Source organism: Sphingopyxis sp. 113P3 (assembly GCF_001278035.1).
In the GTDB taxonomy this organism is placed as follows: Bacteria; Pseudomonadota; Alphaproteobacteria; order Sphingomonadales; family Sphingomonadaceae; genus Sphingopyxis.
Map to the genome: position 1 here is coordinate 1,901,831 of NZ_CP009452.1, position 15,888 is coordinate 1,917,718.

The 15,888-nt window shown below is 66.1% G+C and carries 17 protein-coding genes; 6 read left to right on the forward strand and 11 right to left on the reverse strand.

Annotation, left to right across the window (positions count from 1 at the left end; all coding sequences use genetic code 11):
- Positions 1-15: 15 nt before the first annotated feature.
- The 8 genes from LH20_RS09220 to hslV all read right to left on the reverse strand — a co-directional run bounded on the left by LH20_RS09220 (position 16) and on the right by hslV (position 7,937).
- Positions 16-621 (reverse strand): DUF3800 domain-containing protein, encoded by a 606-nt coding sequence (locus LH20_RS09220; protein ID WP_053553940.1) that lies wholly within the window; start codon positions 619-621, stop codon positions 16-18.
- An 18-nt stretch (positions 622-639) separates the two neighbouring features.
- Positions 640-1,026, reverse strand: a complete 387-nt coding sequence (locus tag LH20_RS09225; protein ID WP_053553941.1) for a hypothetical protein — start codon at positions 1,024-1,026, stop codon at positions 640-642.
- Positions 1,027-1,042: 16 nt separating this feature from the next.
- Positions 1,043-2,986, reverse strand: a complete 1,944-nt coding sequence (gene ftsH / locus LH20_RS09230) for an ATP-dependent zinc metalloprotease FtsH (RefSeq protein ID WP_053553942.1) — start codon at positions 2,984-2,986, stop codon at positions 1,043-1,045.
- 87 nt (positions 2,987-3,073) lie between these two features.
- Positions 3,074-4,060, reverse strand: a complete 987-nt coding sequence (gene tilS / locus LH20_RS09235) for a tRNA lysidine(34) synthetase TilS (protein WP_083455367.1) — start codon at positions 4,058-4,060, stop codon at positions 3,074-3,076.
- Positions 4,026-4,952: a tetratricopeptide repeat protein gene (locus LH20_RS09240; protein WP_053553943.1), complete on the reverse strand. Its 927-nt coding sequence runs from the start codon at positions 4,950-4,952 to the stop codon at positions 4,026-4,028. The genes tilS and LH20_RS09240 overlap by 35 nt, the downstream gene beginning before the upstream one ends.
- Before the next feature lie 116 nt (positions 4,953-5,068).
- Complete coding sequence (locus tag LH20_RS09245) at positions 5,069-5,917, reverse strand: helix-turn-helix domain-containing protein (protein ID WP_053553944.1); 849 nt, start codon at positions 5,915-5,917, stop codon at positions 5,069-5,071.
- A 145-nt stretch (positions 5,918-6,062) separates the two neighbouring features.
- A complete protein-coding gene (gene hslU, locus LH20_RS09250; protein ID WP_053553945.1) occupies positions 6,063-7,364 on the reverse strand; it encodes an ATP-dependent protease ATPase subunit HslU in 1,302 nt (433 codons plus the stop codon).
- Between the two features lie 6 nt (positions 7,365-7,370).
- Positions 7,371-7,937 (reverse strand): ATP-dependent protease subunit HslV, encoded by a 567-nt coding sequence (gene hslV, locus LH20_RS09255; RefSeq protein ID WP_053556196.1) that lies wholly within the window; start codon positions 7,935-7,937, stop codon positions 7,371-7,373.
- A gap of 91 nt (positions 7,938-8,028) precedes the next feature.
- On the opposite strand from hslV, the gene LH20_RS09260 reads away from it, so the two are divergent.
- Positions 8,029-8,691 (forward strand): MBL fold metallo-hydrolase, encoded by a 663-nt coding sequence (locus LH20_RS09260; RefSeq protein WP_053553946.1) that lies wholly within the window; start codon positions 8,029-8,031, stop codon positions 8,689-8,691.
- 1 nt (position 8,692) lies between these two features.
- Here LH20_RS09260 and LH20_RS09265 read toward each other — a convergent pair whose 3' ends face one another.
- Positions 8,693-9,133: an MAPEG family protein gene (locus LH20_RS09265; protein ID WP_053556197.1), complete on the reverse strand. Its 441-nt coding sequence runs from the start codon at positions 9,131-9,133 to the stop codon at positions 8,693-8,695.
- A 285-nt stretch (positions 9,134-9,418) separates the two neighbouring features.
- On the opposite strand from LH20_RS09265, the gene rpmF reads away from it, so the two are divergent.
- From rpmF to LH20_RS09290, 5 genes are all read left to right on the forward strand, one after another.
- Positions 9,419-9,595, forward strand: a complete 177-nt coding sequence (gene rpmF, locus LH20_RS09270) for a 50S ribosomal protein L32 (protein WP_053553947.1) — start codon at positions 9,419-9,421, stop codon at positions 9,593-9,595.
- Positions 9,596-9,616: 21 nt separating this feature from the next.
- Positions 9,617-10,651 carry a phosphate acyltransferase PlsX gene (gene plsX / locus LH20_RS09275; protein WP_053553948.1) on the forward strand — a complete coding sequence of 345 codons (1,035 nt, stop codon included), beginning with the start codon at positions 9,617-9,619 and terminating at the stop codon, positions 10,649-10,651.
- Complete coding sequence (locus LH20_RS09280) at positions 10,648-11,613, forward strand: beta-ketoacyl-ACP synthase III (RefSeq protein ID WP_053553949.1); 966 nt, start codon at positions 10,648-10,650, stop codon at positions 11,611-11,613. The genes plsX and LH20_RS09280 overlap by 4 nt, the downstream gene beginning before the upstream one ends.
- 173 nt (positions 11,614-11,786) lie before the next feature.
- Entirely contained in the window at positions 11,787-12,080 is a 294-nt protein-coding gene (locus LH20_RS09285; RefSeq protein WP_053553950.1) for an integration host factor subunit alpha, read from the forward strand.
- 14 nt (positions 12,081-12,094) lie between these two features.
- Complete coding sequence (locus LH20_RS09290) at positions 12,095-12,493, forward strand: MerR family transcriptional regulator (protein ID WP_053553951.1); 399 nt, start codon at positions 12,095-12,097, stop codon at positions 12,491-12,493.
- A gap of 3 nt (positions 12,494-12,496) precedes the next feature.
- Here LH20_RS09290 and LH20_RS09295 read toward each other — a convergent pair whose 3' ends face one another.
- On the reverse strand, positions 12,497-13,042 hold the full coding sequence (locus LH20_RS09295; RefSeq protein WP_053556198.1) for a SixA phosphatase family protein: 546 nt from the start codon (positions 13,040-13,042) through the stop codon (positions 12,497-12,499).
- Between the two features lie 54 nt (positions 13,043-13,096).
- Complete coding sequence (locus tag LH20_RS09300) at positions 13,097-15,829, reverse strand: ATP-dependent DNA helicase (RefSeq protein ID WP_053553952.1); 2,733 nt, start codon at positions 15,827-15,829, stop codon at positions 13,097-13,099.
- Positions 15,830-15,888 lie beyond the last annotated feature (59 nt).

Genomic DNA, 15,888 nt, shown 5'->3' on the forward strand with positions numbered 1-15,888 from the left:
CCGGCTCGCCTGCGCTCAAGGCAAGGCGGTGAGTTCAGCAACGCGGATCGCCTTCGAGGCGAGCATGGGCTCAAGTATGATGCCTATTCGGCGCGCGCGCGCCGAGTGCGCGGTGATGTTGTAGAGGCTGTTGGCGATAACGTCGGCGATCTGGACCCCGTCGCTCCGTCGGCTGTCGGCGAGCGAGGCGCGGCCCCAGCCTGCAAGACCTGCCTGGATCGTGTCGCGGACGCGCGCGAGGATCGCAGGGTCATAGCGGCCATCGTCGATCACGACGTCGGTGCATACGCCGCCCGTTTCGGGCAGCCAGCGCGCGACCGCGGTGTCGAGGAGCGCGGCATAAAGTTCAAGGTCGGTCGGGGCCTGGCCGTTTGCCTTCGGGGCGAGCTTCGCGCTCTGGGCGACCGCGACCCAGGCGCGCCCGCCTGCGCGATCGAAAAGCTCGAGAAGATAGGCGCGCTCGGTCAGGCTTATGCGGCTTCCCTTGAGTTCGCCGCGAAGGCCGGTCACGGCGCGAAAGCGCGCGTGGATCGACGCTGCCGCCTCGGGGGTGAGCATCACCGCGGATAAGGTCATCGCTCCTGCGCTGAGCCCGCCCGATTCATCGCAATAGATCGTCATGCGCCCAGCGTTGGCCGATTATGCAGGGCAGGGGTAGCGCTTTTTCATCAGCGCGTCGAAGGCAGCGTAAATCGAGATCGATGGACGCCGGGGCGCGGGATAGCTGCGCAGATGCGCAAGCCATTGTTCAGGGGTGAGCGTGCCGGTTTCAGGCGGGCAGCTCGTCGTCTTGCGGCCCGCGCGGCGTTCCGCGTCGATCCGCGCCTTGTAGCGCTTTGCAGCGCCGATGACCTCACCCTTCAGCCGGCTCCCCTCAGGCGTCGCCATCGCGAGGGGCCCCAGGCGGAGGATGGCATCCGATCGTGCGAGAAATGCCGCAACGCTCATCTCGCCGGGCGCCATTGCGCAAAGCAGCATCCCGGCAAGGAGGGCAGGGCCGATGCGGGCGATGTCCCCCCGGATCATGCGGACGCGCTGTCGCTCAGGCGCCTTGCGGGTTGGCGTCGCCGAACGGCCGCGGCTTGCGCTTGATCTGCGGCAGGCCCCCCGCATGCCCCTGGACAGCGCTCGTCTGTTTGCCCTGATCATCCTCGCGGCCGATATCCTCGCCGCGGATCGCTCGCTTGGCTTCCTCACCCGACAGCGTCTCATATTCGAGCAGGGCAGCGGCGAGCAGATGCAGCTCGTCGATATGATCGGTGAGAACCTTGCGCGCGGTCTTCTCGCCTTCCTCGACAAGACGGCGGACCTCGGCGTCGATCAGCCGGGCGGTCTCTTCGGACATGTTTTGCGCGCGCGACACGCTGTGGCCAAGGAAGACCTCGTCCTGATTGTCGCGATAGCGCAGCCAGCCGAGCTTTTCGGACATGCCATACTCCATGACCATCGCGCGCGCCATGTCGGTTGCCTGCTGAATGTCGTTCGACGCGCCCGTGTTGAGCTCGTCATTGCCATAGATCAGCTGCTCGGCGATGCGGCCGCCGAAGCAGAGCGCGAGGCGCGCCTTCATCTGCTTCATATTCTGCGAGTAGCGGTCGCGCTCGGGCAGGTTCCACGTCACGCCCAGTGCGCGCCCGCGCGGAATGATCGTCACCTTGTGCAGCGGGTCATTGCCCTCGACGTGCAGCGAGACGAGCGCATGCCCGGCCTCATGATAGGCGGTCGCCTTCTTCTCGTCCTCGGTCATGACCATCGAGCGGCGCTCCGCGCCCATCATGACCTTGTCCTTGGCTTCCTCGAACTCGTTCGAGGCAATCAGGCGCTTGCCCTTGCGTGCGGCAAGGAGCGCCGCCTCATTTGCAAGGTTTGCAAGATCAGCGCCCGAAAAGCCGGGGGTGCCGCGCGCGATGCGGCGAAGGTCGACATCGGGCGCGAGCGGCTTCTTGCGCGTGTGGACCTCGAGGATCTTCTGACGGCCCTCGATGTCGGGGCGCGGCACGACGACCTGGCGGTCGAAGCGGCCCGGACGCAGCAGGGCCGGGTCGAGAACGTCGGGGCGGTTGGTCGCTGCGACGATGATGATGCCTTCGTTGGCCTCGAAGCCGTCCATTTCGACGAGCAGCTGATTGAGCGTCTGCTCGCGCTCATCATTGCCATTGCCGAGCCCGGCGCCGCGATGGCGGCCCACCGCGTCGATTTCGTCGATGAAGACGATGCAGGGCGCGTTGCGTTTCGCCTGCTCGAACATGTCGCGCACGCGCGAGGCGCCCACGCCGACGAACATCTCGACGAAATCGGAGCCCGATATGGTGAAGAATGGCACGCCCGCTTCGCCCGCAATCGCGCGGGCGAGGAGGGTCTTGCCGGTGCCCGGCGAGCCGACGAGCAGCGCGCCTTTCGGAATCTGGCCGCCGAGCTTTGAGAATTTCGTGGGGTCTTTCAGGAACTCGACGATTTCTTCGAGCTCCTCGCGCGCCTCGTCAATCCCTGCAACATCGTCGAAGGTCACGCGGCCCTGCTTTTCGGTCAGCATCTTCGCGCGCGACTTGCCGAAGCCCATCGCGCCCGAGCCATTGTTCTTCTGGACCTGGCGGAAAACGAAGAAGGCGATGCCGATGATCAGGAGGAAAGGCAGCGACTGGACGAGGAGATACATCCAGAAGTTGGGAACCTCAGTCGGCTTGCCCTCATATTTGACATTCTTCTCGTTGAGCAGCTTCAAAAGCTCCGGATCGCGCACGAGATTGGTCGAGAAGCGCTCGCCACTCGAAAGTTCGCCAGTGACGCGGTCTTCGGAAAGGACGACCGACTTGACGCTTCCCTCTTCGACCTTCTGCCGGAAATCGGAATAGGCAAGGGCATTGCCCGCGGGCTGGCTCGCACCCCCGAACATCGAGGCGACGAGGAGCATGGCAAGCAAGATGCCGCTCCAGATCATCACACTCTTCATCCAGGGGTTGCCCTGCGGTTCCTTGTCGTCCTGCATGCGGAATCTTTCCAGATGGTCGCGAACGCCGCGACTCTTGGGCTCAAGATAGGAAGTTCAGGTTAAATGACAATGAGCCAATATGTCTCAGACGCGGCCTTTTCGGCGGGGCGCGGCGGAAATGCGCCAGAAACCGGCGCCGGAACCCTTGCCCACATCGATCAGCAATTCGCCCACCATCGCGCGCCGCCCCGCGCGCATCGCCGCGATAAGGCCGCCAAGCGTCTCGCCGCGCAGGCGGATCTGCGGGTCGTTTGCGCGTAGGCGCCGCTCGACGATGCGGCGAAAAATTTCATCGGGATAGGCCTCGTCGCGGATCACCGACGGATCGTCGGCGTCGGGCCAGGCTGCCATCGCGGCCTCGACCGCCCAATCGAGCGCGGTGTCCGCGTCGCCCAGCCATTGCGCCGACCGCGATGCGGCCTGGGGGTCGAGAAATTCCTGCGATCGGAGCGCATGGCGGAGCCGTGCACGGTCGAAGCGCCGATCGGCGTTCGAGGGATCCTCGACGATCGGAAGATCGGCATCGAGCGCGAGCGCTGCCAGTTCGCTCCGCCGCCAATGGAGGAGCGGCCTCAGCACAGCGCCATTGGAGGCGCGTACGCCCGCCAGCCCGCCGACGCCGCTCGAGCGGTTGAGGCGCATGATCATCGTTTCGAGCTGATCATCGGCATGATGCGCGGTCAATATATGGTCGAGCGCCAGCGCCTCGCGCCATTGTTCGAGCAAGCGGTAGCGTTCACTTCGCGCCGCTGCCTGCAAGGAGCCGGCAATGGGGGTGGCGGGATGCAGGATCGCGTGCGGAATATGCTCGCGCGCGCAATAGCCCGCGACCATGCGCGCCTCGTCGGCGGACGCGTCGCGGAGCCTGTGATCCACCGTGGCTGCCGCGATCTGGCCTGGAAGCAGCGAGGCCATGAGCCACAAGAGCGCCATGCTGTCGGGTCCGCCCGACACGGCGACGCCGTATCTCTTGCCGTGCCAGTCCGGCCCCGCGAGTGCGGAAAGGTCCGCGGCGAAGCGCTCGACGCTGCCCGCGTCAGCAGCCCGCTTTTGCTTTTGCGGCAGCGGCATCGTCGCGGACGTCCTTCGGCGCCTTGTCCCCATAGACTTCATCAAGCTCGCGAAATGCCTTGCAGGCGTCGCTCTTGCGGCCGAGCTTGGTGAGCGCAACTCCCATGTACATGAGACTATGCGGCGCGCGCGGGCCGCTCGGCTGGGCCTTGTAATTATTGTAGAAGGCGACCGCAGCAAGGCTCGGTTTGCCCTCGTCGAGATAGGCGCGCCCGAGGAGGTTCTGCGCATAGCTTGCATAGCTGTTCTTCGGCCATTTCTCGGCCACCTGCTTCAGTTGCGCCTGCGCCTCGGGGTAGAGCTTCGCCTCCCATAGGCGGTAGCCATAGGTGTAGGCGTCAGCCACCTCATTGCCCGTTGCGGGAATCTCGACCTTCTTCACGAGCGCAAGCCGCGCCGGGTCGCCGCCGCTGGCCGCGGGCTTTTCCTCAGGCTTTTTGGAAGGAGCGGGCGCAGCCGCCGCACTCGCCGTTGGCCGTACTGCCGGCGCGAGGCTCGCCGTTGCGGTTTCCGCGGGCGATGCGAAGCGCTTTTCCATTTCGGCCTTGTAGGCGGCGAACTGCTTTTCCAGTTCGCGCAGCTGATAGGCATTCTGCTCGGTCTGGCCGGTCAGCGTCTGGAGCTGCGCTTCCAGCGCATCGACGCGCGCGGTGAGGTCGATCACCGGCGCGGTGCTCTTCACCCGTTCCCCGGGCGTCTTGTCGGGCGCGATCTCGCCTTCGAAGAAGGCCGGGCTGCCGCCGGGAAAGACAGTGCGCTGGACCGCGCGCATTTCTTTCTCCAGCCGCTCGACGCGCTTGTCGATGGCTCCGTCCTGCGCTGAGGCAGCCGGCGCCATCATGGTCAGAGCGGCGCTCGCCGCGCCGAAATACAGGATGTTTCGCATCTTCATCTTTCGATCAGCCCCCACAGGTTAACCATTTTTGCCATCCATAACGCGGCAAGGGACGGCCGCGCAAACCTATTTCGGTGCACGGCGGTGCTCGCCGGGGCGGGTAGCGCTGCGTGTCAGCGCGTGGCAGCGGGGGCGGCGGGGGCGCCGCCGCTGCTTCCTTCGGCGCGCGCAATGAGGTCCGCGGGCTTCAACGAGACGCCCTTGACCAGCGTATCGGCAGGACCGATGGCCCCGACATCGCGGCCGCCCACGGTCACCTTGAGCGCCTGCGGTATGCTGGTGCGCAGCGTGAACTGCTCGATATAGGCGGGCGGAACCTGATAAACCTCGCCCGGGTCGAGCGTGCGCCAATTTTCAGTCTTGCCGGTCGCATCGTCGAAACCGATCCAGACTTCCGACAGGCCAGTGAGCACGACGGGGGCATCCTGCGCAACCTGCGCCGTGCCCGCAGCGCCTGCTGTCGTCGCTGCGGGCGCATCGGCTGCGGGGGCTTCCGAGGCATCGGCGTCAGCATTTTGCGCCGCAATGAGCGCCTCGTCGGGTTCGACCGAGAGGAAACGCCAGACGCCATAGGCCGATGCGAGGAGCGCAGTGATGATCACCAGCGTCCAGGTCAGCCGCGCCGTGGGAAGGCGCGCAGGATCCGTCGGCTCATAGGCCTCATAGGCAGGGCGGGCTGCATATTCGTCTTCCTCGAGTTCGCGGCGCACGGCGGCGCCGATCTCGGCTTCGGGAAGATCAACCGCGCGGGCATAGGCGCGGGCAAAACCGGTGACGTAGGTGCGGCCCGGAAGACCGGAAAAATCGGATTTCTCAATCGCCTCCAGATGGCGCTGGGTAATCCGCGTCCGGGTCGCGATGTCGGCGAGCGAAAGTCCCGCCGCCTCACGCGCCAGCCGGAGCCGGTCGCCGGTGCGCGTAATCGCCAGTTCGCCCTGCTCGGCGACCTCTTCGTCTGCCATTACTGTCTCCGTGCCAGCCGTTTGCGACCCCATGTCGGCCGTGTCGGGGCACGTTCTCGCATCGACAATGCCGCAAAGTCAAATGAAGTTCGGCAAATAGCTCGCCGAAATGACATGCGCTTGGCGCGATCGGCCGCGAAGGCCGTCAGAGCACATATTTGCTAAGGTCGGTATCGCCCACGACATCGGCAAGCTGGCGGTCGACATAGGCGGCATCGACCGTCAGCGTCGCGCCCGCCATATCCTCGGCATTGAAGCTTACTTCCTCGACAAGCCGTTCCATGATCGTCTGGAGGCGGCGGGCGCCGATATTCTCGACCTTCTCATTGACCTCGGCGGCGAGTTTCGCAACGCGGGCGATCGCGTCGTCGGTAAAGGAGAGCGTCACGCCTTCGGTGCCGATGAGCGCGGCATATTGCTCGGGCAGCCCCGCCTTTGTCTCGGAGAGAATGCGCACGAAATCAGCTTCGCTGAGCGCGCCGAGTTCGACGCGGATCGGCAGACGGCCCTGGAGTTCGGGCAAGAGGTCGGAGGGCTTCGCGACGTGGAAGGCGCCCGAGGCGATAAAGAGGACATGGTCGGTCTTCATCGGGCCATATTTGGTCGCGACCGTCGTGCCCTCGATGAGCGGCAAGAGGTCGCGCTGCACGCCCTCGCGGCTGATCGAGCCGCCGCGCACGTCGCTGACGGCGATCTTGTCGATCTCATCGAGGAAAACGATCCCGTTCGCCTCGGCGTCGGCGAGGGCGACGCGCGCGACATCATCCTGGTCGAGGCGCTTGTCCTGCTCCTCCTCGATCAGCCGCGTGGCGGCATCGATGACCTTCAATTTGCGGCGCTTCTTCGGCGGCCCGCCCATGGCCTTGCCGAGCATGTCGGACAGGTTGATCATGCTCATCTGCCCGGGCTGACCGGGAAGTTCGAACGTCATGCCGGGTGTGTCGGCCACCTCGATCTCGACTTCGCTCTCGTCGAGATGCCCTTCGCGAATGCGCTGGCGGAAACTCTGGCGTGTCGCCTCGCTCGCACCCTTGCCGGTCAACGCATCGAGCAATCGTTCCATCGCGGCTTCTTCGGCGGCGGCGCGCACCGCTTCGCGGCGCCGCTCCTTTTCGAGCCGCACGGCTTCCTCGACGAGATCGCGCGCGATCTGCTCGACATCGCGGCCGACATAGCCAACCTCGGTGAACTTCGTCGCCTCGACCTTGATGAAGGGGGCGTCGGCGAGCTTGGCGAGGCGGCGCGAAATCTCGGTCTTGCCGCAGCCGGTGGGCCCGATCATCAGGATATTCTTGGGGCTGACCTCGTCGCGCAGGTCAGGCGCGAGCTGCTGACGGCGCCAGCGATTGCGCAGCGCGACCGCGACCGCGCGCTTGGCGGCATCCTGGCCGATGATATGCGTGTCCAATGCGGCGACGATCGCCTTCGGCGTCAATTCCTTGTTCATGTTCGCTTATGCCTGGATTTCGATGATTTCCTGGGTGAACTGGTCGTTGGTATAGACGCAGATATCGGCTGCGACTTCCATCGCCTTTCGGGCCAGGATTTCGGGATCTTTTTCATAGTCGGCAAGCGCGCGGGCGGCCGAGAGCGCAAAATTGCCGCCCGATCCGATTGCCGCGATGCCGCCCTTGGGTTCGAGCACGTCGCCATTGCCGGTGATCACCAGCGTCACTTCCTTGTCGGCGACGATCATCATCGCCTCGAGGTTGCGCAGATATTTGTCGGTGCGCCAGTCCTTCGCAAGTTCGACCGCGGCGCGAAGCAATTGCCCATTATGGCGCTCAAGCTTGGCCTCCAATCGTTCGAACAGCGTGAAGGCGTCGGCGGTGGCCCCGGCAAAGCCGCCGATGACGCTGCCGTCGTGAAGGCGGCGCACCTTTCTCGCATTGGGCTTCATCACCGTCTGGCCCATCGACACCTGGCCATCGCCGATGATGACGACCTTGTTCGCCGTGCGGGCGGAAAGAATGGTGGTTCCGTGCCAGGGCGCGGCACGGTGCGCGGTCGGTTCGCTCATGGCCCGCGATATGGGAGATGCGCAGCGGGGCTGCAAGGGGAGGGGAATGCCGGCCTTGCCATCGCGCCGACTTTTCCCCACATCACGCGCCATGAACGCTCCCAATCCGCCGCTCCGCGCCGCCGTCGTACCCGTCACGGCCTTTCAGCAGAATTGCACCCTGCTTTGGTGCACCGAGACAAACAAGGCGGCCTTCGTCGACCCGGGCGGCGACCTCGACAAGCTCAAGGATGCGGTGCGCCAGACAGGCGTCGAGATCGAGAAGATCCTCATCACCCATGGCCACATGGACCATTGCGGGCAGGCGGGCGTGCTCGCAAGGGAACTCGGCGTACCGGTCGAGGGGCCGCACGAGGACGACCGCTTCTGGATCGAGCGGCTGGGCGAAGACGGCGCGCGCTTCGGCATGTCGGGCGAGCCGTTCGAGCCTGACCGCTGGCTCGTCGATGGCGATAGCGTGACCGTCGGCAATCTGACGATCGACGTGATTCACACCCCGGGGCACACGCCGGGGCACGTCGTCTTCTATCATCGCCCCTCAAAGCTCGCGATCGTCGGAGACGTCCTCTTTCAGGGCTCGATCGGCCGCACCGATTTCCCGCGCGGCGACCACCGGCAGTTGATCGATTCGATCACGCAAAAGCTCTGGCCGCTCGGCGACGACACGGTTTTTCTGCCCGGACACGGTCCGCACAGCAATTTTGCGCAGGAACGGCGAACGAATCCCTTCGTGGGCGATGCGGCGCTCAGCTAGCTTAGTCGGGCGCGACCGTTTCGGTTTCTGCAACCTCGGTCGCCATGATCGTGGTCGGGGTCATAGAGACCGCGACGAGCGCCGTGATCGCGAGCCCGAGCTGGGTGAGCATGGTGATGATCGCCCCCGCCATGCGGCCCCACATCATGCCGTCCATCCCGAGGGCGTGAAGAATGCGTCCAACGAGGTAGAGCGCGCCCGTGGCCCAGAGCCAGATCGACGAGCCGAGCCCGAGCTCAACGAGAATCAGGAGGATCAGCACGAAGGCGGTATTTTCGATATAATTGCTGTGCGCGCGCATCCGGCGGATCACCGCCTCGTTGCCGCCGTCGCCCACGAAGATATTCTCCTTCGCGCGCATCCGTCCGACACGCATCGCGAGCCAGATGTTGAGCAGCGCCGCCCCCGCGGCGATCGTCAGGCTGATCGGCAACATCGTCATCGGCATTCCCCTCCTCTGAATCTTGCGTATGATGTGGCATTGTCGCGCTTCGCGGGCAAGCATTCCTGAGGGCTTGCCTTTGCGGGCAAAAACGCTATAGCCGCGCCCGATCCGGCACCCGACACCATCAGGCGTTGAGGCACCTTCCGGCGGAAGATTTTCCTGTCCTTTCTGGAGCGGGAACAGCCTTCGGCACGGCGGGCGGGCCAGTCGTTTCCGGCAACGGGACCGACAAATCCGGGTTTGCCGATTCGTACCGAACAGTTTGAGATTACAGGATATATCATGGCCGTCCCCAAGCGAAAAACATCGCCCTCGAAGCGCGGCATGCGTCGCAGCCACGACAGCCTGAAGGTCGAAGCCTTCCAGGAATGCCCGAACTGCGGCGAGCTGAAGCGTCCGCACAACCTCTGCAACGCCTGTGGCCATTATAACGGCCGCGAAGTGGTGGCCGGCGCTTAAGCCAAGCCGGAGACTGTCCCGATGAGCCTGACACCGCGAATCGCGATTGATGCGATGGGCGGTGACGTCGGCGTCCGCGTCATGTGCGCGGGCGCGGCGATGGCGCGTCATCAGCACGACGGTCTCCGCTTCCTGCTGGTGGGCGACGAGACGCGGATCAAGGCTGCGCTTGAAAACCATCCCAATCTGCGGGCTGCCTCGGAGATCATCCACACCGACAAGGTCGTCTCGGGCGAGGACAAGCCGAGCCAGGCGCTGCGCAACGGTCGCGGCAGCTCGATGGGGCTCGCGATCGACGCGGTGAAGCGCGGCGACGCCGGGGGCGCGGTATCGGCAGGGAACACCGGTGCGCTGATGGCGATGGCGAAGCTTGCGCTGCGTACCATGCCGGGAATTGATCGGCCCGCCCTGGCCGCTTTGCTCCCATCGCTTGGCGACAATGACGTCGTGATGCTCGATCTTGGCGCCAATACCGAATGCGATGCGACGAACCTCGTCCAGTTCGCCGTCATGGGCGCCGCCTATGCGCGCACCGCCATGGGGCTCGAACGCCCGCGCGTCGCGCTCCTCAACATCGGGACCGAGGAGCTGAAGGGAACCGACGAGATTCGCGATGCGGCGGCCATGCTGCGCGGCGCTGAGCATCTGCCGATGGAATTCACCGGCTTCATCGAGGGCGACAAATTGTCGCGCGGCCATGTCGATGTCGTCGTTCATGACGGCTTTTCAGGCAATATCGCGCTGAAGACGATCGAGGGGACCGCGCGTTTCGTCACCGACCTCCTGCGCCGCGCCTTTACTTCCTCGGTGCGCTCGAAGATCGGCTTTCTCATCTCGCGCCCGGCGACCGAACTGCTGCGCCATCATCTCGATCCCAATAATCATAATGGCGCTGTGTTCCTCGGCCTCAACGGCGTCGTGCTCAAGAGCCACGGCAGCGCGGATGCGAAGGGCGTTGCCAATGCGGTGCATCTGTGCGCCGAACTCATCGAGAAGGACATCACGCGTCAAGTGACCGACGATCTGGCCAATTTCCGCGGGAGCGCTGCGGCATGACCCTTCGCGCTGTCCTCGCCGGCACCGGTTCGGCGCTGCCGCGCACGCGCGTCTCGAACGCCGAGCTTGCCGAGCGCGTCGACACCAGCGACGAATGGATCGTCGAACGCACCGGCATCCGCTTTCGCCATGTCGCCGAACCCGACGAGACAACCGCGACACTCGGCGCCGCCGCCGCAAGGGAAGCGCTCGCCGCTGCGGGGCTCGAGCCTTCGGACATAGGGCTGATCATCCTCGCAACTGCGACCCCCGACAATACTTTCCCGGCGAGCGCGACCAAGGTCCAGGCGCTGCTCGGCGCGCCCGACTGCATCGCCTTCGACGTCGCCGCTGTCTGCTCGGGCTTTCTCTACGCGCTCTCGGTCGCCGATTCGATGCTGCGCACGGGCGCGGCCAAGCACGCGCTCGTCATCGGCTCGGAAACCTTCAGCCGCATCCTCGACTGGGAGGATCGCACGACCTGCGTCCTGTTCGGCGACGGGGCGGGCGCCGTCGTGCTTTCGGCCGAGGATGTCGCCGACGATCGCGGCATTCTTGCAACGCGGCTCCACGCCGAAGGCCAATATTGCGACATGCTCTATGTCGACGGCGGGCCGTCGACGACGGGCACCGTCGGCCATGTGCGCATGCAGGGGCGCGAGGTGTTCCGCCACGCCGTCACCAATCTTGCGGCCGTGCTCGGCGAGGTTCTCGCCGACGTCGGCCTTGCCGCGTCCGATGTCGACTGGGTGGTGCCGCACCAGGCCAACAAGCGGATCATCGACGCAACGGCAAAGAAGCTCGGCCTTCCCGCCGAGCGCGTCGTTCTTACCGTCGACCAGCACGCCAACACATCGGCGGCCTCGGTCCCCCTGGCGCTCGACCTTGCGGTACGCGACGGGCGGATCCGGCGCGGCGACCTTGTCGTTCTCGAGGCGATGGGCGGGGGGTTCACCTGGGGCGCCGCGGTCCTGCGGATCTGAACAGGCACCGTCCCACGCGCGCAAAAGCGTTCGTCGCTTCAACTTCTCCATCCATCCGTTTCAGTTTTGCGGATTTATTCGCTTTTGATACACTCGCGCCCGGGACTCGTGATGGGAGGGGGCCTTTCCGAGAACCGTCTTCGGCTATCGCCTCAGGAGGGGAAGGGATTAACATGGCTGCAGGAACGCTTACCCGCGCCGATATCGCGGCGCGGATCAATCAGATGGTCGGACTTTCGCGCAATGAATCTGCGGCGATCGTCGAAAGTATCTTGTCGCACATGTCCGACGCGCTGTCCGATGGCCAGAATGTGAAGATTTCCGGGTTCGGCACCTTCGTGCTGCGCGACAAGGCGCAGCGCATTGGCCGCAATCCCAAGACGGGCATCGAGGTGCCCATTCTTCCCCGCCGCGTGATGACCTTTCGCGCCAGCCAGGCGATGCGGGCCCGCGTCGCGGGCAGCTAGGCTGGGGATCGGCGATGCCCGATTTCGACGAGCGCGGCGCGAGCAGCAAGGCGGCGGGCGCAATGCTGTCGATCGGCGAACTCGCCGAGCGGATCGGTGTCCCGACCCATGTGCTGCGCTATTGGGAGACGCGCTTTCCCGAGCTTCGGCCGCTGCAACGTTCGGGCCGCCGCCGCTACTACCGCCCGGCGGACGTCGCACTCGCTGAACGCATCCATCATTTGCTCCACGTAAAGGGGTTCACCGTCGAGGGCGCGCGCAAGGCCTTGTCGGGCAAGGAGGGCCCCCAAAGTGCGGTGCCCGCGCCGCCGCTCGATACGGCCTCGCCGCCCGTCCCGAGCGCAGGAGGCGTGCCGCTCGCAGCGCTCATCGCGCTTCGCCAGCGCCTCGCCGCGGCGCTCGACGCCGCCTGAGCGTCAGTCGATCGCGGGCGAAAGCGCCGGGTCGAGGTCGCGCGGACGGATGAAGAGCGTGAAGCGGGCCGCGCCCGCGTCGAGGGCGTGCCAGTCGTCGATATCGAGTTCGAGCCGCGCCATCGCGCAGGTCGGCAGCTTTTCCTCGACTTCGGCGCGCAGCGCATCGCCTGCCGATTCCGGAACGAGCATCAGGATCAGATCCTCAAGCCCCGGATTATGCCCGACGATCAGGACATGGTCGGCATCGCCGCCGGTGTCGCGGACCACGTCCATCAGCGTTGCCGCCGAGGCGAGATAGATGCGCCGGTCCCAGTGGGGTTCAAGGTCAGCGATCCCCGCGGCGGGCTGAAAAATGTCGAGCGTTTCGGTCACGCGCACCGCGGGCGAGGCGACGATGCGCTCGACGGGCAGGTTCTGCCGCTTCAGATACTGGCCGATCAGTTCGGCGCCGCGGCGGCCCCGCGCATTGATCGGACGGTCGAAATCGCGCTCGACGGGGGCGTCCCAGCCCGATTTGGCGTGGCGCAGGATCGTCAACGTCTTCAAAATCACTCCCCACCTGTCGGCACTGTCCCCGAATCGCTGCCTTGTGCCGCAAACTCAGGACGGTGGGAAGGCATATGCGCGGTCCCGCTGCGCGACATTGGCCGCGGCAACGCGGTTCACCGCCTCGTCGAGGGGCAGGCGGCGGATTGGTGTCCCCTCGGGAAAGGCCCGGAGGAGCCGCGAGGGGAAGGAGGGCGAGAGCATCACGAACTGCCCGAAATCGTCGGCGCGGCGGATGAGGCGGCCAAAGGCCTGCGCGATCCGGCCGCGGATCACCATATCGTCATAGGCGCTGCCCCCCTGCGCGGCGCGGCGCGCGGCATGGAGGATCGTCGGGCGCGGCCAGGGCACACCCTCCATGACGACGAGGCGCAGCGAATCGCCTGGAACGTCGACGCCGTCGCGCAATGCATCGGTGCCAAGGAGCGAGGCATGCGGGTCGGCGCGAAAAATGTCGACGAGCGTTCCGGTGTCCAGCGGGTCGACATGCTGGGCATAGAGCGGCAGCCCCGCGCGGGCGAGGCGGTCCGCGATGCGCGCATGGACGATGCGCAGTCGCCGGATCGCGCTGAACAGCCCGAGCGCCCCGCCGCCCGAGGCCTCGATGAGCCGGCTGTAGGCGCCCGCGAGCGCGGGAAGGTCGCCGCGCGCGATATCGGTGACGATCAGCACCTCGGACTGGCGCGCATAGTCAAAAGGGCTTGCGACGGCAAAATGGGCAACATTGCTCTCCATGTGCCGCGCACCTGTGCGAATGTCGGCGTCACTCCAGCCTGCACCCCCATCATGTCCGCCGCGCAGCGTCGCCGATGTAACGAGCACGCCTTGCGCTGGGCGATAGACGATCTCGGCAACCGGGCGTGCCGGGTCGAGCCAATGGCGGTGCAGCCCGCAATCATATTCGCGCCCATCGAAGCGATCGACCGCAAGCCAGTCGACAAAATCGGGGTGCGCGGGCCCGCCGACGCGGCCGAGCAGCGACAGCCACGCGCCGAGCGTGTCGATCCGCGTGCCAAGGCTCGCGCGCGCGCCGTCGACGCGCGCCCGCGCCTGGCCGTCGAGCCAGTCGGGCGGATCCTCGATGAGCGCGTCGAGCCGCTTGCCGAGCGCGAGGAGAGGCCGCAGCAGCGCTTCGATCGCGTCGCTCGCGCCCGCAGCGGCGCTCACCAGCGCGGCGTCAGGGTCGGCAAGTTCGGTCTCGAGGCCATAGCCGCTATCGGCGCCCTTCGCCTCGATGCTGCGCGCATAGACCTGCGCGCGAACCGCGGCGAGCAGCCGCTCGATCGCGCCCCAGGGATCATTCTCGGCAAGCCGCGAAAGCCAGCCGTCGCCGGGCAGTTCGGCGGCGGCCGTTATCGCCATCTGGATCGCCTCTTCGCCCGCCTCGTCATAGCTTGCGACGTCGGCGAGCCGCGCGGCAAGCCCGCGCCGCCGCCCGCGCGACTTGCCCTCGGGGCCGAGGATCCAGCGGCGGATCTCGATCGCTTCCTGGCCGGTGAGCGCTGCGGCAAACATCGAATCGGCCGCGTCCCAGAGATGATGACCCTCGTCGAAGATCAGCCGGCTCGCAGGAGCACCGCCGTCACGCGGTCGCGCCGCCTGCACCATCGTGAGCGCATGGTTGGCGATGATGATATCGGCCTGCGTCGCTGCGCGCGCCGAGCGTTCGATGAAGCATTTCCTGAAATGCGGGCACCCTGCATAAATGCACTCGCCGCGCCGGTCGGTGAGCGCGGCGGTGCCGTTGCGGCGAAACAGCGCGGGGAGCCAGCCGGGAAGGTCGCCGCCGATCATGTCGCCATCGCGCGTATAGGCGGCCCAGCGCGCGACAAGCTGCGCAAGGATCGCAGCGCGGCCTGAAAAACCGCCCTGGAGCGCATCCTCGAGGTTCAAAAGGCAAAGATAATTTTCGCGTCCCTTGCGCACCACGACCTTTTCGCGGTGGGTCGCGGGATCGCGATAGAGTTTTTCGGTCTCGCGCGCCAATTGGCGCTGGAGCGCCTTGGTGAAGGTCGAGATGCAGATCGCGCCCGCCGAGGCGTCGATCCATTGTTTTGCTGGCGCGAGATAGCCGAGCGTCTTGCCGATTCCCGTGCCCGCCTCGGCCACCAGCATGTGCGGCGCGTCCTTGCGTTCGCGCGGCGCAAAGATCGCGGCGACCGCGCGGGCATAATCCTGCTGGCCCGAACGGCGCTCGGCGCCATCTCCGGTCAGCCGGTCGAGCCCCGCCGCGACGTCGGCGGGGTCGAGGCGAACCTGACGCGGAGCGGCGCGCGGCGGCGCTTCTTCCCATTCTGGGAGGCGCGCGAACAGCCAGCGATCGCTCTGTTCGGGCGCGCTGAGCCGCGGCTGGAGCAGCGGCGCGAACGGCCAGCGCTGCCGTGCAAGAGCGGCAAGGCTATGCCACGCGCCTTCGCGCTCGGGCCAGTCCGGGTCATCGATGCTCTCCAGCATCTCAGCGGCGGCCCACGGCAGGAAGCCTGCTATGTCGGCTTCGGCTTTGGGCGGCGATAGCCCAAGCGCCGCGGCAAGGCCTGCCGGCGTCGGGACCGCGAAGCGCGCGGGATAGAGAAAGGCGAAGAGTTCAAGCAGATCGAGGCCCGAAAGCTCGGGATAGCCCAACCGGTCGCCGGTGAGCGGCGCACCGAGAAGGAGGTGCGGGGTCGCTGCGACCGCCGCAATCGCTTCGCCGCGCCCGACCCGCTGTACGCGTCCGGCAGCGTCGGCGATCCAGATGCCGACATGGCTTGCGTGGATCGCGGGGAGGGGAAGGGGAGGCGGCGCCATCGCCCCACGCTAGGGACAAAAGGCGAACGCGGCAAGTCGCCCGGCCGCCGGCCTCGACC

Coding starts and splice junctions, on each gene's coding strand:
- LH20_RS09220 (WP_053553940.1), bottom strand. CDS start 621: ATGACGATCTATTGCGATGAATCGGGCGGGCTCAGCGCAGGAGCGATG.
- LH20_RS09260 (WP_053553946.1), top strand. CDS start 8,029: ATGAACGCTCCCAATCCGCCGCTCCGCGCCGCCGTCGTACCCGTCACG.
- tilS (WP_083455367.1), bottom strand. CDS start 4,060: ATGCCGCTGCCGCAAAAGCAAAAGCGGGCTGCTGACGCGGGCAGCGTC.
- hslV (WP_053556196.1), bottom strand. CDS start 7,937: ATGAGCGAACCGACCGCGCACCGTGCCGCGCCCTGGCACGGAACCACC.
- LH20_RS09285 (WP_053553950.1), top strand. CDS start 11,787: ATGGCTGCAGGAACGCTTACCCGCGCCGATATCGCGGCGCGGATCAAT.
- LH20_RS09225 (WP_053553941.1), bottom strand. CDS start 1,026: ATGATCCGGGGGGACATCGCCCGCATCGGCCCTGCCCTCCTTGCCGGG.
- LH20_RS09290 (WP_053553951.1), top strand. CDS start 12,095: ATGCCCGATTTCGACGAGCGCGGCGCGAGCAGCAAGGCGGCGGGCGCA.
- rpmF (WP_053553947.1), top strand. CDS start 9,419: ATGGCCGTCCCCAAGCGAAAAACATCGCCCTCGAAGCGCGGCATGCGT.
- LH20_RS09300 (WP_053553952.1), bottom strand. CDS start 15,829: ATGGCGCCGCCTCCCCTTCCCCTCCCCGCGATCCACGCAAGCCATGTC.
- hslU (WP_053553945.1), bottom strand. CDS start 7,364: ATGAACAAGGAATTGACGCCGAAGGCGATCGTCGCCGCATTGGACACG.
- LH20_RS09265 (WP_053556197.1), bottom strand. CDS start 9,133: ATGACGATGTTGCCGATCAGCCTGACGATCGCCGCGGGGGCGGCGCTG.
- LH20_RS09240 (WP_053553943.1), bottom strand. CDS start 4,952: ATGAAGATGCGAAACATCCTGTATTTCGGCGCGGCGAGCGCCGCTCTG.
- LH20_RS09245 (WP_053553944.1), bottom strand. CDS start 5,917: ATGGCAGACGAAGAGGTCGCCGAGCAGGGCGAACTGGCGATTACGCGC.
- LH20_RS09280 (WP_053553949.1), top strand. CDS start 10,648: ATGACCCTTCGCGCTGTCCTCGCCGGCACCGGTTCGGCGCTGCCGCGC.
- plsX (WP_053553948.1), top strand. CDS start 9,617: ATGAGCCTGACACCGCGAATCGCGATTGATGCGATGGGCGGTGACGTC.
- ftsH (WP_053553942.1), bottom strand. CDS start 2,986: ATGCAGGACGACAAGGAACCGCAGGGCAACCCCTGGATGAAGAGTGTG.